The sequence below is a fragment of the Mycobacterium sp. D16Q16 genome (genome assembly GCF_002013745.1).
In the GTDB taxonomy this organism is placed as follows: Bacteria; Actinomycetota; Actinomycetes; order Mycobacteriales; family Mycobacteriaceae; genus Mycobacterium.
The window spans coordinates 272,163-286,201 of the sequence record NZ_MAEY01000004.1 but is presented as its reverse complement, the minus strand read 5'-3'; the positions used below and the strand labels follow the sequence as shown (position 1 = coordinate 286,201).

General features: G+C 65.1%; 13 protein-coding genes. 5 read left to right on the top strand and 8 right to left on the bottom strand.

Annotated elements, in window-relative coordinates:
* Positions 1-77 precede the first annotated feature (77 nt).
* Positions 78-326: a hypothetical protein gene (locus B4394_RS05905; protein ID WP_078308401.1), complete on the top strand. Its 249-nt coding sequence runs from the start codon at positions 78-80 to the stop codon at positions 324-326.
* A 15-nt stretch (positions 327-341) separates the two neighbouring features.
* Here B4394_RS05905 and B4394_RS05900 read toward each other — a convergent pair whose 3' ends face one another.
* From B4394_RS05900 to B4394_RS05880, 5 genes are all read right to left on the bottom strand, one after another.
* Positions 342-584, bottom strand: a complete 243-nt coding sequence (locus tag B4394_RS05900; protein WP_078297793.1) for a peptidase associated/transthyretin-like domain-containing protein — start codon at positions 582-584, stop codon at positions 342-344.
* A gap of 45 nt (positions 585-629) precedes the next feature.
* Complete coding sequence (locus B4394_RS05895; RefSeq protein WP_078314474.1) at positions 630-1,574, bottom strand: trypsin-like serine peptidase; 945 nt, start codon at positions 1,572-1,574, stop codon at positions 630-632.
* Between the two features lie 126 nt (positions 1,575-1,700).
* Positions 1,701-2,975: an alpha/beta hydrolase family protein gene (locus B4394_RS05890; RefSeq protein WP_078308407.1), complete on the bottom strand. Its 1,275-nt coding sequence runs from the start codon at positions 2,973-2,975 to the stop codon at positions 1,701-1,703.
* A 17-nt stretch (positions 2,976-2,992) separates the two neighbouring features.
* On the bottom strand, positions 2,993-4,519 hold the full coding sequence (locus tag B4394_RS05885) for a S8 family peptidase (protein WP_078308409.1): 1,527 nt from the start codon (positions 4,517-4,519) through the stop codon (positions 2,993-2,995).
* A gap of 80 nt (positions 4,520-4,599) precedes the next feature.
* A complete protein-coding gene (locus tag B4394_RS05880) occupies positions 4,600-6,405 on the bottom strand; it encodes a peroxidase family protein (protein WP_078308548.1) in 1,806 nt (601 codons plus the stop codon).
* Between the two features lie 247 nt (positions 6,406-6,652).
* On the opposite strand from B4394_RS05880, the gene B4394_RS05875 reads away from it, so the two are divergent.
* Entirely contained in the window at positions 6,653-7,777 is a 1,125-nt protein-coding gene (locus tag B4394_RS05875; protein WP_078308412.1) for a catalase family protein, read from the top strand.
* Positions 7,778-7,880: 103 nt separating this feature from the next.
* Positions 7,881-10,490: a LuxR C-terminal-related transcriptional regulator gene (locus tag B4394_RS05870; protein WP_078308549.1), complete on the top strand. Its 2,610-nt coding sequence runs from the start codon at positions 7,881-7,883 to the stop codon at positions 10,488-10,490.
* A 26-nt stretch (positions 10,491-10,516) separates the two neighbouring features.
* On the opposite strand, the gene B4394_RS05865 is transcribed toward B4394_RS05870, so the two are convergent.
* Positions 10,517-10,762, bottom strand: a complete 246-nt coding sequence (locus tag B4394_RS05865; RefSeq protein ID WP_139359959.1) for a hypothetical protein — start codon at positions 10,760-10,762, stop codon at positions 10,517-10,519.
* Positions 10,763-11,038: 276 nt separating this feature from the next.
* Here B4394_RS05865 and B4394_RS05860 point away from each other — a divergent pair, with 276 nt between their 5' ends.
* Together B4394_RS05860 and B4394_RS05855 are read left to right on the top strand one after the other, a co-directional pair.
* A complete protein-coding gene (locus tag B4394_RS05860) occupies positions 11,039-12,319 on the top strand; it encodes a S8 family serine peptidase (RefSeq protein WP_078314473.1) in 1,281 nt (426 codons plus the stop codon).
* Positions 12,316-12,540, top strand: a complete 225-nt coding sequence (locus tag B4394_RS05855) for a hypothetical protein (RefSeq protein WP_078308421.1) — start codon at positions 12,316-12,318, stop codon at positions 12,538-12,540. Before B4394_RS05860 ends, B4394_RS05855 begins: the two co-directional genes overlap by 4 nt.
* A gap of 56 nt (positions 12,541-12,596) precedes the next feature.
* Here the strand turns inward: B4394_RS05855 and B4394_RS05850 are convergent, their stop codons facing one another.
* A complete protein-coding gene (locus tag B4394_RS05850) occupies positions 12,597-13,028 on the bottom strand; it encodes a hypothetical protein (protein ID WP_286141903.1) in 432 nt (143 codons plus the stop codon).
* 152 nt (positions 13,029-13,180) lie between these two features.
* The gene (locus B4394_RS05845; protein WP_078314472.1) at positions 13,181-14,038 is read right to left on the bottom strand and encodes a universal stress protein; all 858 of its coding nucleotides are present in this window, start codon (positions 14,036-14,038) and stop codon (positions 13,181-13,183) included.
* Between the last annotated feature and the right edge of the window lies 1 nt (position 14,039).

Sequence of the window (14,039 nt, the reverse complement as noted above, 5' to 3'; positions counted from 1 at the left end):
TACAGGTGTCGTGGCTCATTTCTCCATGGGGCCTGTGCCGTCGCGAACGGGCGAGGAAATGGTGCGACCATGCCCGCATGGCGGAAGACGCGGCGGTAGCGCAGGCTCGGGTGCTGCTGCGGTCGCTGTATGAGCATGTGGACCACGTGTCCCAACAAATCGCCAAGACCGAACGGCAGATCTGCCGCACCGGCGATGTGATGCCGCGGCATCGTAAGCGCCTGCGGGTAATGCAGAAGGATCTTGATGAGGCGCATCGCCTCATCCGAGGCCTGCACGGCTGTTATCCGGCCGCGCGCGATATCCCGGGCCGGACGGCGCCCTGATCCGTGCCCATACGCCTAGCTGGCGGTCACCGTGAGTTGATCTTGTCCCTCGGCGATATGGGCCGTGGCGTGAAAGGTCTTCCCCGTGTGCGACACAAGAAATCGATAGTCGCCGGCCAGGGGGGCGGAGATCACTATCTCGCCCCAGTCGTCGGCGACCATCGCGATATCGTGGACCTCGCCGGGCGCCGCGGCGATGCTGATCACAGCACCGGCCATGGGACGCCCGGCGGGGTCACGGAATGAGATACCGACCACGTATCCTCCAGTGTCCGGATTTCTCGGGTTTCCTGAAATGCCTTGTCACATACCGTTACTCTTCCAGGTCGACATGTTGTTGAAGACGGCGCTGTTGATGCGAGTGGCCGAGTTGCCTGAGTTGGCGCCATTGGTGTGAACGCCGACGCCATAACGGTTTCCATTCTGCAGCACCCACACCGGTGAGCCGCTCTGCCCGCCCGTGGTGTCGATGTTGTAGGTGATGACGCGATCGGAGACCGCCTTGGCGCGTTGCGCCATGAACCACTGCTCACCGTTCTTCTCACCGGGATACCCGGATAGATTCAGCGCCGCGGCCTTCAGGAAGTCGTCGTTGCGGGTTGCGAAACCGAAGTAGCCCGTCTGATCGCCCGGTCGCGACGACGGCGGCAGGATGATCGCGCCGTAGTCGTTGTCGCGGTTCTGGTTCTGGGTCCACCCGGTAACACTGCGGAAGGAGGTACCCACATGGGTTCCGAACGGACGGACACCGGAATTGCGGCCGGGAATCACCTGGATCGAGCGCACCCATCCGCCATCGGCATGCATGTAGACGCAGTGTCCGGCGGTCATGACGGTGCGGGGTGCGATCAGCCATCCCGTCCCGACATAGGTGCGATTGTTGGCAGAGGTGATGATCAGGTGGCAGATAGCGCGCCACGGGAACGTCGTGGTGTTGCCGACCCGAACGCGATCGTCGGTACCGATGATGACTTCGGCGCTATTGGCCAACTCAGGATAACTACCCAGGATGGCGTCCAGCGGCGCGAGCTCGGACTCATCGGTGGCTAACCCGTCGACCGAACCCAGTTCACTGACTGCCGATTCACCCTGCGCTTGCGTTGCGGCGTTGGAGGTCTCGGTGTCGGCGTTACCCGCTTGCGCCGACGGTAACTCGTGTTCGGTGACAGCGGCTGCACCGGCGGCCCCTGATATTTCGTACTCGGTCTCGGATGGTTTGTGATTCGTTGACTTGACTGCGGTAGCCATGGGGGACTCCTTGCATAGTGCGTGAGGTTCGAGCTAGGACCTGCTCATCGTCTTCCGATGTGTGGGTCTGGTTCGCGCGTAGTCCGGTACTCGATCTCACAGTGCAGGAATGATTTTCGTGGTCAATCAGGTGGCGCGGGCGGCCGAGACGATTGCCCAGGCCACCTCGGGGTGCTGGATATCGCTATGGGCGCCGCTGAACTCGGACTGGCTGGCGTCGTCGATGACCTTGTTGGCATCGAGCCGGTAGAACTGCCCGCGCTGGAAGTCATAGGGCTTCCCGGGCTCGGACAGCTCAAGCGTGGTGGCGGAGGGATCCTGCTGGTATCCGTCGTGACCCATCGCCCCCCAGCGGAACCAAAGGTCCTGCCCGGCCTGACTGTCCTGCCGCGCAAGCATGCTGGCCGCCGGGTACCACCAGCCGACCGCGCGATCGGCAGACGAATACGTTGCGAGCAGCGGCCCGTCCACCCGCTCTTCGAGCCCGGCCAGGCCGCCGGGGCCACGGCCCGGGTCGAAGATCAGCTTGCGGTTGAAGGTGAAGTGCGAGAAGGCGCCCTGGATCAAGGTGAGCGACTTGACCGGGCTCGTTCCGGTCTTCGGCAGCCCCGCCAGCGCATAGGAGACCAGTCGCGCGCCGAAACTGTGCCCGATGAGGTGAATGCGGGGTGCGCCGCCAGGACCCGACAATGAGGCCAGTAGCGGGCCCAGGCCGCGTTCGCCGATGACTCCGGCCCGGTTCTTCATCTCGTAATAGCTCATCGTGCGCAGGATCTCGCGCGCTCCCGACCACAGCGCGGTGAATGGATTGCCCAGCCCCTGCGCGGCACTCGTGGACTTCGGTGCCATGGCCGCGGCTTGCCCGAACACCGCGAGGGGATCGCTGTCCACGATGCTCGACTCGCCGCTATCCTCTTCCGACTGCGGCTTGGTGGTGACCAGTCCGGAGGCCAATGCGTGGAACTCGATGAGCTTGGCGGGCTGCTGCGGTTTCTCGTCGAGCAGCTCGCCCATCGTCTTGAGCTGCTCGGCCTGGCCGGGGAAACGTGGAGCCAGCGCGGCGGCGAGCTGCGCACCCGTCGAAGGGACTGGAGGAGCGCTATCCGGATCGTCGTCGGGCAGTAACACGGACGGCCAGTTGATCCCCACGACAGCCACGCCGTCGGTGTGGCCGCCGAGCTGGTCGGCGATCAGCGAGAACATGGCGGTGTAGAGCTGGCGTGCTGAACTGACGCTGTTGTTCCAGCCGTGTGACATCACAAACAGATCGGTGATGCCCCCGGCGGCCACCGCCGCGGGCAGGCCGCCGTCACCGTCGCCAGTGGCGTCGTTCAGTGAGCCGTCGGCATTGAAATCTGGTTCGTAGTAAGGCAGTCCGCTAATCGTTACCGTCGTTGTCATGATGTCCTCGCCTTTCGCTACGTGTTGGATAGTGCGCGCATCAGGTCGACCAGCCCGGCGCCCTGGAAGAACTCGTGGCGTCCCAAGTCAACGGCCGACTTCAGGAAGATCTCCTTGACCTCCTGCGGTTTACCTACGAACTCCGTGCGGGCGGACAAGAACGCAGCGATCGCACCCGAGACGTGCGCGGCGGCCATCGAGGTCCCGCTGTCCTCGATGTAGTTGGCGGCTCCTTCGGTACCGTCGTCCTTCAACAGATCAATGCCCTCGGACATGAGACCGGTTGCCGCAGAGGTTATCCGCTCGCCGGGTGCCACCAGGTCGGGCTTGCGCCGACCGTCGAGAGTCGGCCCCTTGGAGGAGTCGAAGGTGACACCGCTGGTGTGGGGTCGATACCGGTGGACCGAACCGACGGTGATGGCGGTGGCGGCATTGCCGGGGTCGGTGATGGTGGACAGCTGCCCGTAGACATCGGCCGTCGTTCCGAGAATGGCAGCACCCACACCGGCTGCGGCGGTGCCGGCACCCAGGTTTCCCGCGCTCACGACGCACACCACCCCGGTGCCGGTGAGCAGATCGAGTTCGCGGCACAGCGGACTTTGACCTGCCGCGTAATCCCTGGGCATCCAGCCGCATCCCAGAGACAGATTCACGCCGTGGATCTGTAGGTCGTTGCCGTAGCTGTTGATCTCACGTACGTAGTTGAGGGCATCGATGAGCACGCTCGACAGCGTCTTGCCGTCGTCATCGAGAACTTTGAGGCTTACCAGATTGGCGTGCGGCGCCACCCCGGACAGACGCGACCCCTGTGCCAGCACTCGCGGAACCCATTCGGGCAGTCCCTCGGCGGTTGGTTGGGTGGATGCGATCCGGATGAGTTTCGGGTCGGTGGGTGATTCGCCCGCGATGATGCCGGCCACATGGGTGCCATGTCCGTACACGTCCACGAGTGGGCCCTTCGACGCTTCCGGAGAAAGCGTGAAGTCCTTGTGCAGGGGCCGCACGGAGTCTGCGGTGAGGGTGCCGTTGGCGGCGAAATGCGGGTGCTCGGCATCGATTCCCGAATCCAGCACCGCCCAGACGACCCCGGTGCCGCCGGAGCCATAGGTACGGATCGCCGCATCTGCCTTGATCGTCGTGAGCGACCGATCCAGGTGCGCCTCGACCACCAGATCGGGCCACACGCGCCGAATCAGCTGCAGTGCTTGTTGCGCGCTTTTGGCGCTCGAGGACTTGGCGCCGCCACGGACCAGGCGCTGGATCTCGTCGGGGGTGAGCATGCACCGCACATAGTGGCGGCCGACGGGTGTCGGCGCGGGCGGCTCGTCGCGCAGCACCCGGTGGAACATGTGCAGGAATTGGTCGCGTACGTCGTCGGGGTCGATGCCGGCGCCGACGAGAAGCTCGATCAGCACCATCCTGCGGTCGTCATTGTCGGTGACCAATGCCTTGGCCTCGCCCGGAGGCGCCGTCTGCGGATCGGCGAGCACCATCGGACTGATGACCGACGGCCGCTTGGGGCCACGCGGCACGGGGCTAGTCACCGCGCACCGCTGGCATGAATCCAGTGGGGCTCATCTGACGATTGTGGACCCAAAGGCCCTTGCCGGTCATGAGTATTCGACTACTCGGCTGGCCCGCTGGCCCATGCGGGCGCCCACGGTGCAAAGGGATTGGCGACACCGGTCAGCGCGGGCTCCAGGGATGGGAAGTGCCGGAGCAGGACCGAGCGCATCGAGTTATCCCTGACCCACGCAAAGCCTTCCGTGGTGTAGATCTCGGGCCGGAAGTCGGATGTGAAGAACCTGTCGCTCTCCAACCGTCGGGACGCCATCAGCACGAATATCCGGAAAGCAGTGTCGCTGAACCCAAATCCCTTCGGTTTGGGCTCTGCGTACAGACCGACCATCAGGTCCACCCGCTCCACGTCGCCATAGATCGCGGCGAGTTCCCTAGCCACCACCGGGTCATCGGTGAGTTCGGCGAAGGAAGACACCGGCAGCAGCCGCAACATCCGACGGAACTGGTTGTAGCGGGGGACGCCGCGTTCACGGACCCGAAGCACGTCGATGGCCGCGAGGTCCAGAATCGATCCGTCCGGTCGCTCCAGACGCTGCAGATGACGGGGGAAGTTATGCAGGGTCAGTGCGCCCGGATTGGCACGGCCGAACGAATAGAAGATGTTCTCTATCGAGGTTTCACTGAACCGGGTCCGGACGTGCTGGACGGCCAGATCGGGCAGTTCCTGCTCGGCGATCACGGAGTCGTCGGATGCCGACCGGAGCACGAAATGATCGGGGATGAGCGGGTGCATCCGGTACACCGCGACAAACTCTTCGGTTAGCGAATAAGGCACGTGATGCAGACTCGTCGGTGAGCCGGGAATGCCGCGCAGCAGCGCGTTATGGGGGCGACGGCGAAACAGCTTGCTCAAGCGCTCACCAAGAATGCCGGACCAGTTTGTGTGCATCGCGAACACTGTGGTGGGGTGCCCAATAATCGCGGGGGTCCAGTCGATCGTGTGGATCTTCGCCATGAGTGCGGTGTTGACCAGGCGAGCCTTGTCGTACAGCTCTTGATCGGACATGTCGGGGTGGCTGGCGGCCAGGTGCGCGCAGATCGCATTGTGTTCCCGCATGAACAGCGAATGCAGGATGGCCAGACCAACCCAGAAGTTGGCGGTTGTCTCCGATGCGCTGGCGAGCTCTTCGACATCGGCCGGCGGCAGACCGAGCGGGTCCAGCCGCAGCGTGCCCCGGGTCCCGGAGCGCAGTGCATCAGCGATGTCGCGGGTGCCGCCATAGACCTGCGATCCGTCCCACCAGTGGGTGTCCTGGGTGACGAATGTCGGGGGACCTGATGCGTCGGGGCAGGGATCGGGGGCGGTGCGACGTATCTGCATGGGGCGCTGCGGCCACGGATCGTCCTCATCGAGCGGCAAGGCCCAGGGCTCGGACTCGGCGGTGTTGTGGCTGAACCAGTCGTGCACCTCGAACTGGATCCACGCCGCGGCCAGCACGTTGAGCGTCGTCGCCGGAATGAACTGGTCACGGGTCAGCAGTCTGCGACTGATCAGCCGGGGATTCGGGTCCAGGAGTTGCCCGGCAGGTTCGGGGAAGGTCTGTGCCGGTGGAGCGTTGCGCCCGAATCGACTTCCCACCGAACCCATGAGCGGGTGGTCGAGGTTGTTGTAGGTGCCATCCAATGTCCGGGCGGTGCGGTAGCCGGCATTCTCAGGCGGCGAACAACCGCCCGGAGCCCGTCCCGTGTCGAACAGATTGTCGGCCCGTAATGCGTTGCGTAGCCCGATGAGTACTGCGATACCGATCGCGGGCGGCAGCCTGGACCATCCGACCGACCGATCGATTCGTGTCGCGAGCCACGACGCCAGAGCGGCGGCCGAACTGGCGGGTCTGTCCTTTTTCGGCATACCGATAATGCTGACAAATCCGGTGGCATGGAACGTGAGTATTGAACTACTCGATCCCATGAAATTCGGATTTCCGAGCGCAGCGGGAATACCTCGTCATTTCACCTGCATCGGCCCCTGCAGCGGCGCAGGATTGAGTAGTCGTGTACTCGTGCGCGCGCCGCCGGCTTTCACGACACTGACCAAGTCACCGTGTCCGACGGATATCGACAGTCTCGGACCACTAATACGGGAGGACTGGAGCGCGATGGGCACAACGGAGCGACCACTCGACGCGACGCATACCTACCTTCGGTACCACGAGGACATGAGTGTGGCCCCGCCCGGCGAGGAGGAGGTCATCGACAAGATCATCAAGGTGTTGCACACCAACAACGAACGGGCCTTCCGGAAGTACCGGCATGCCGTCCGCGATGCACACGCAAAGAGTCACGGCATCTTGCGCGGCGAGCTGACGGTTTATCCGGACCTACCGCCGCACCTACGCCAGGGCATGTTCGCGACTCCTGGTAGATACCCGGTCATCTCGAGGTTGTCTACGACCTCTGGTCTACTGCGCAGCGACCGGATCCGGGGCGTGCGGGGCCTGGGTATCAAGGTCCTGGGCGTCGAGGGTGCCCGTACTCTTCCGGATGACGAGGCCACCACCCAGGATTTCGTCCTGGTCACCCATCGCGAGTTCCTCTTCGCGGGCGCCAAGGCATATCTTCGGCGGGGAATGCCGACGGCATGGTTGCTAGCGCGCCTGCCGGACACCGCGCTCAGGCTGGGTAGCAACCTTCTCGGTGGTGTGGCGAAATTTCTTCCACGCGTGGGACTCTCACTACCGGAATCGGTGGCCGTGTTCGTGCGTCCCAACACGCATATCCTTGGCGACACCTTCTACTCCTCGGCGCCGCTACGGTACGGAGAGTACGTGGCCAAGCTCAGCTACGTTCCCCTGTCACAGTCGGTGCGGGACCTTGAGGGGGTGCTCCTGCCGGAGCCTATCGCCGACGACGAGCTCCGTCATTTGGTCGCAGAGTTCTTCCGGCACAACAGCGCTGAGTACGAACTGAGGGCGCAGTTGTGCACCGATGCCAAGACCATGCCACTCGAGGACGCCACCGTCGCGTGGCCTGAGGCGGACTCACCACACCGGGCAATCGCCAAAATCGTCTTCCCCGTGCAAGATTCATACAGCGCCGAACGGCAGGTATTTGGCGACGATGTGCTGTCCTTCAACTCCTGGCGCGCCCTGGCGGCGCATCGCCCACTGGGATCGATCAATCGGCTGAAACTCCGAGTCTACGAGGCATCCAGCAACTTTCGGCATGAGAAGAACGGGGTGTCGCGGATGGAGCCGGCCGGGGTCGAGGATCTGCCGGACTGAGATGGTTGCGATGACACCTACGATCACCAAACCCGCCGCGCGGGAGAAGTCGTCCGGCGGACTGGCCCACGCAAATCGGTATCGCGATCTAGACTCAGTTTCCATGTCGGGGAGCTGGCAGTTGCTCGACCGCCCAACTGAATTCGAGGCCGTCCGCTCAACGCTGGCGGACGATGTGTCGTGTGGGGTGGTGTTGGTCGGCTCCGCCGGAGTCGGCAAGACGACCCTCGCGCGTACGGTTACCGACTCGTTGGAATGCCAGGTTCGCTGGGTGGCGTGCACCGAGTCGTCGCGCAGCATTCCGCTGGGGGTGTTCGCCCATTGGATACAGACCACCGGGTCGCGTGATCCGGCCGCCCTTATTGCGGCAGCGCGGGAATCCATTGTCGCAACGCCACATCCGATTATCGGAATCGATGACGCTCATCTGCTGGACGACCTCTCCGCGACATTGCTGCATCAGATCGCCGTCGGCCACGCGTGCCGGTTGGTGGCCACCGTGCGTAGCGGCGAGCCCGTTCCGGACGCGGTCACCGCATTGTGGAAAGACGACTACTTGCGCCGGTTCGAGCTCGAGGCGTTCACCAAGGAGCAGAGCGTCGCCCTCGTCGAGTCGGTGCTCGGCGGAGCGCTCGAAGGGCTCAGCGCGGACGTGATGTGGGAGTCATCCGGTGGCAATCCGCTGTTCCTTCGGCATCTGGTGGAAGGGGCTGTCGAGGCCGGATCCCTCACCGCTGTCCACGGGGTGTGGCAGCTGCGCGGTAACACGGTGGTTCCGTCGGGGTTGGCCGCACTCCTCGGAGATCGCCTCGAACAGCTGGATGGCGACGTGCTCAACGTGCTGAAACTGCTGTCCTTGTGCGAACCGCTTGATCTCGACACATTGTGCGAGATCGCCGGGGGCGACGCCCTGGATGGCGCGGAGATCACCGGCTTTGTCCGTGTCGAGGCCGACGGCCGGCGGATCAATGTGCGGTTCAGCCATCCGATGTTGGGTGAGGTGGTCCGGCGCAGAGTGGGAACCGCCTCGGCCCGACGTCTGCGCGGCCAGCTCGTGCGGGCGCTCCGGGAGCGCGATATCGGCTCGGCCGCCAAGCGCATCCGGCTGGCGCAGCTGTCGGTCGACAGCGACGAGGCCACCGACCCGGCCCTCTTGGTCTCCGCCGCGAAAGACGCCGTGTACCTGTCCAACCTGCCGGTCGGGGAGCACCTGGCGCGGTGCGCGGTGGAACGCGACGGCGGACTGCGTGCGGCCGAGGTGCTCTCCCGGGCTCTGCTGTGGCAGGGCCGGCCCGAGGAAGCCGAGCAGGCGCTCGCCGAGTTTGATCCGGACCAGCTCGACGAGCTCTCGCTGGTCCTGTGGGGCCTTCCACTCGTGTCCATCGCGTTCTGGTCGATGGGCGACGTCCAGCGTGCGCACGAGCTGATGGCTCTGCTCCGTGAACGGGTACAGCATCCCGCCCTGAAACTGGTCGTCGATGCGACGGGGGCGGCGCTGGCTGTGCACGAGAATCAGTTCGACGAGGGGCTGGCCGCCGCGACCCTGGTGCTGTCGGATCCGGAGGCGCCCCGGCAGGCCGTGGAATTCGCGGCATTCGGTATCGGGCTGGCGCTGCCCGTCGCCGGACGCGGTGACGAGTTCGAGCCGATCGCGGCGAGGTGCCGCGCTCAGAAACGGTCCACCGACGGCATGATCGCGGTGATGGTGCGCTACTGCGACGTGCTGGCGCTCGTCTACACCGGGCAGCTCCGGCTGGCCGACCGCCGTGTTACTGAGTACACCGAATTCTCCTCTGCCGGACAGTTTCTCGCATGGGCGATTGCGCGCATCATGGCCGGGCTGGTCGCTGTGCACCGCGGCGCCTTCCCGACGGCGATATCGTCGATCGAGCAGGCTCTGGCCGCGCTCAATGCCGAGAGGCCGCTGCCGTGGCAGTTGCCCGCGCGGCTTCTGCTCGCCCGCGCTTACGCAGCACTCGGGAAGGTCGACGATGCTGAGCGCGTGTTGACCGAGTCGGGGGAACACTCGGGGCAGTTCGTCGCGTTGCACGACCCCCAGCTGTTGATCGCGAAATCATGGCTCGCCGCAGCGCGTGGTGCGGATCGGTCGGCGGTAGACGCCGCCCGGCGCGCGGCCGATGCCGCACACACGGCCGGTCAGTATGCGGTGGAGGCCGAGGCCTTGCACCATGCGGCACGGTTCGGTGACCGGACTGTGGGGCGCCGCCTCGAATCACTGGTACCGCGGGTTCATGGCCCGTTGGTGGGGCTGTACGCCCGGCACGCGGTCGCGGTCGGCACATCGGACGCCGCGGCACTGGACGCGGTGAGTGGCGAGTTCGAGAACGCCGGCCTGCTGCTCTCGGCGGCCGATGCCGCGGCACAAGCGGTGGCGTTGCGCGGGCGCGATGGGGATAGAAGCAAGTGCGCGGAGTCTGCCGCGCGTGCACTGCGGATCGCAGGCCAATGCGGTGGCGCGGCCACACCCGCGATTCGGGCCGCCGCCCGACCACTGCCGGTCACGGCACGTGAGCGTGAAATCGCGGCGCTCATCGGTGAGGGGCTGTGCAACCGCGAGATCGCTGAGCGTCTCACGCTGTCGGTGCGGACCATCGAGGGTCACATCTACCGTGCGTGCATCAAACTCGATGTCGCAGACCGTGATCAACTTGCCAAGATTGTGTGGAGCGATCTGGCCAACCCTCAGGAATAGACATATCGCGCGCGATCGGCCGCGCGTCAATCTTCCGCGGTGCCTTCTGATGCCGGTCGCTGAAGAACGGTGCGCTCATGCACCAAGTAGCCGGATGCCACGGAGAAGAGGACGGTGATGGCCGATCCGACGTCTCCGGGTATCTCGACATTGAACTTGCCGAGAACGAAGACCAGGACAACCGAGATCGCGCCGGCGGTGCCGCTGGCCGCGACCTTGGTCGTGGGTGCGTGTGACGGCTGCCGGACTGCCTGTCGTTCAAGCGTTGTCATGATTCGCTCCTTTTGGTTATAGGTCTTCTCGAACCGTAGATCCGGCGGGCGGACACCCACACGAGTAGCGGGCTACTTCGTTCGTGGGCGGCGATGACGTGCCGACTTTGGGATCGGACCGGGCTCGCGCCCACTGCTGTCAATGCAGGTAGTGGACCACTCGTTCGAAATCGCACGGCGCTGCCGACTATTGCTGGTAGCCGAGCTAGTGCGTCTGTATCCCGTTGGGCGTCTGCGGCTTCCCATCATGTACGTCACGAAAGGACGGACCTAGAAATGACTAACACCGACTCGCAGATTTACACCGGAAGGCACGTGGTGGTACTCGCTCCGGCGAAGGCACGCGGAAACCATGCCAACACCCTTGCCGGCGTCGCGGGGTTTTCGAATATCGCCCACAGCAGTGATTTTCAGAACCAGGCAATGGATATCAGCGCTGTCGTCGACGCCGACGCGACAGTGTTCGACGAGCTGGGGCTGGCGGTCGTCGACTCCGACGCCGAACAGACCGTGGCACTTCAGGCCGCCGCTGACGCAGGCGACGTGGTGTTGTCCGTGGAACCGGAGCTGATCCATCATGCGCTGACGGTCACGTCTCCCGAGTACCTCAGCGGATACCAGCATGGTGTCTCCGACCTCTTCGCCCGCCTACAGGCCGACACCGCGATACCGGCCGCCGCTGAGCTCGCCGCTGCCTTTGCGGATACCGACGCGTCGACATGGGGTCTGCAGGCGACGAGGACGGATACGAGTTCAAAGACCGGCCGCGGCGTTCGGGTGGCGGTGTTGGACACCGGTTTCGACCCCGCACATCCGGACTTCAAGAAGCGTCACGTGACCATGCAATCGTTTATCGACGGAGAGACCGCCGATGATGGACACGGACACGGCACGCACTGCATCGGAACCTCCTGCGGGCCGCGTTCCCCGCGCGGAAGCCGCCGTTATGGGGCGGCCACCGAGGCCGAGATCTTTGTGGGCAAGGTGTTGAGCAACGCCGGGTCGGGCGCCGATGGCGGCATACTTGCCGGTATCAACTGGGCAGTGGCCAACAACTGCGCCGTCATCTCGATGTCATTGGGCGCCAATGTCGACAAGACATCTCTTGCCTACGAGACGGTGGGACAGCGAGCACTCGATCGCGGATCGCTGATCATCGCTGCGGCGGGAAACAACGCGAACCGACGGGTCGGAAACTACGGCTTTGTCGGAGTGCCCGCGAACAGCCGCTCGATCATGGCCATCGCCGCGGTGGATTCGTCGTTGAGGCCGGGCTGGTTCTCGGCGCGCTCGAGCACCAAGACGAAAGCCGCCGGCCGTATCGACCTTGCCGGACCGGGTGTCGATGTCTACTCGTCGTGGCCGATGCCGAAGCGCTACAACACGATCAGCGGCACCAGCATGGCCACACCCCATGTGTCGGGTATCGCGGCATTGTGGTGCGAGGCCACCGGGCTCACCGGCAGGCAGTTGTGGGCGGTGCTGTTGCAACACGCGGTGCCGCTCAACGTTCCGGCCGTCGACGTCGGCTCCGGGCTTGTGCAGGCCCCACAGTGACGGGACAGCGGGTCACCGTGACGGTCGACGAGCGTGATTTCGACGGCACGGTGGCGGCGTTGCGGGCCGCCGGCATGGCGGGTATGCAGGTACACCGCGAGATCGGCGTGGTGTCCGGCGATATCGCGAATGCCGCTGAACTGGTGGATATTCCCGGGGTCATGGTCGTGGAGCCGGAGGGGCGAACGCATATCGCGCCGCCCAACGCGGGTATCCAATAGCGGCACGAGAGGGAAGGGGGCTGTGCGGCGCCGCACAGCCCCCTTCGTGGTCGGTACTAACCGGCTAGCCTGCGCGTGTGCAGAGCCCCGATGCCGCCACGGGTGACACGGTGGATTGCTGCCCGGCGCTGACTGCCGATCGACACCGGAATGGGGCGGGGGCCGACGGGCTGCGGGCGAACCTCGGGGGATTCCAGGTAGGTGGCCGCGACACCGGGGAGTGCCCGCAGGTGCTCGGCGAGCCGATCGAATTCGGGCCCGGCGGGTGCGGTGACGACGAAGATGGATCGAAGCTCGGGTGGTACGCCCGCCGCGTTGGCGTGGAGGGGCGCGACGGTGTGCCCGGCGACTCGAACAGCCTCGAAAATCGGTGTAGCTGAATTTATTCCACCCGGCTGCTCACGAAGGTCGTGAGCAGGACCGGCCTCGACCAGGATGAGCAGGTTGACGTCCGGCGAGACGCTGTGTGGGGCAGTTCGCGTAATCATTTCTACTCCTCCCGGCAAGGGCCGTGCAGTTCGGTTTCGTTGTGCCAAAGCGATACACAGAATCCTGACCTGACGCGGTCTCGATGACGCGAGTAGCGAGGTACCCCAAACGGGGCGTGGTGCGCGCAGTGGGCCGCACGCGGAGGTGTGGCCTATAGCAGCCGTTGCCGCGCGGCAATAAGTACCGAACAGTGCGTCCTGCCCAGAACGCCGCACCCATGGGGGCCGACCAATTCCCGCACATGCGCCGCGTCGCCGGCCCCGACGATGACCAGCTGCACGGAATGCCCGTGACGCTCCAGGTAATCCAGCGTGCCGCCCACCGGATCGAGGGCGCGGACGTCCAGGTCGGGATGCCGGGCTCGCAGCGGTGCCAGGCGTCGCTCCAGCAGGACGGCCGACACCTGACGGTCCTCACGCGCCAGGGTGGCGACCCGGTGCCCGGCCGCGCTCTGCACGCGGTGGCGCAGCAGGACTCGCATCGGCGCTCCGCGCAGCCTTGCCTCGTGCGCGGCCAGCTCCAGCGAGGCTACGGACTCGTGGGACTCGTCGACCTCCACGACTACCGCCGGTGTCGCACCCGGGGGTGGCTGTCCGTCACGGATCACCGCGACCGGGCAGTGCACCGATCGGAGAACTTCAGCAGCGGTGGACCCGACCTTCCGGGTGTCGGAGCCGCTGATGCCTATCGCACCCACGCAGAGCATGAGGGCACCGCGCGAGGAGTCCAGGAGCACGTCTGCCACCCGGCCATGCCGGATGTCGACCAGGACCTTCACCGGCTTTCGTGTCGCACTAATCTCGCGGAAGGCATGCCCTACGGCGGCCCCGGCGGGACTTGGCTCGTTGTTGAACTCGGGGAACCGCGGCGCGGGCACCACGTGGACCAAGCGCAGTGGCACCTCACGGTGCAGCGCCTCATCGACCGCCCACAACGCGGCCCGCACGGCAGACCGCGAGCCGTCAATACCGACCACCACCGCGGGTTCGGGAATGCGGATATCGCTCATG

What these genes read in the sequence shown, in the direction of transcription:
- B4394_RS05865 (WP_139359959.1), bottom strand. Translation starts at nt 10,762, where the DNA reads ATGACAACGCTTGAACGACAGGCAGTCCGGCAGCCGTCACACGCACCC.
- B4394_RS05880 (WP_078308548.1), bottom strand. Translation starts at nt 6,405, where the DNA reads ATGCCGAAAAAGGACAGACCCGCCAGTTCGGCCGCCGCTCTGGCGTCG.
- B4394_RS05870 (WP_078308549.1), top strand. Translation starts at nt 7,881, where the DNA reads ATGTCGGGGAGCTGGCAGTTGCTCGACCGCCCAACTGAATTCGAGGCC.
- B4394_RS05895 (WP_078314474.1), bottom strand. Translation starts at nt 1,574, where the DNA reads ATGGCTACCGCAGTCAAGTCAACGAATCACAAACCATCCGAGACCGAG.
- B4394_RS05875 (WP_078308412.1), top strand. Translation starts at nt 6,653, where the DNA reads ATGGGCACAACGGAGCGACCACTCGACGCGACGCATACCTACCTTCGG.
- B4394_RS05905 (WP_078308401.1), top strand. Translation starts at nt 78, where the DNA reads ATGGCGGAAGACGCGGCGGTAGCGCAGGCTCGGGTGCTGCTGCGGTCG.
- B4394_RS05850 (WP_286141903.1), bottom strand. Translation starts at nt 13,028, where the DNA reads ATGATTACGCGAACTGCCCCACACAGCGTCTCGCCGGACGTCAACCTG.
- B4394_RS05890 (WP_078308407.1), bottom strand. Translation starts at nt 2,975, where the DNA reads ATGACAACGACGGTAACGATTAGCGGACTGCCTTACTACGAACCAGAT.
- B4394_RS05860 (WP_078314473.1), top strand. Translation starts at nt 11,039, where the DNA reads ATGACTAACACCGACTCGCAGATTTACACCGGAAGGCACGTGGTGGTA.
- B4394_RS05845 (WP_078314472.1), bottom strand. Translation starts at nt 14,038, where the DNA reads ATGAGCGATATCCGCATTCCCGAACCCGCGGTGGTGGTCGGTATTGAC.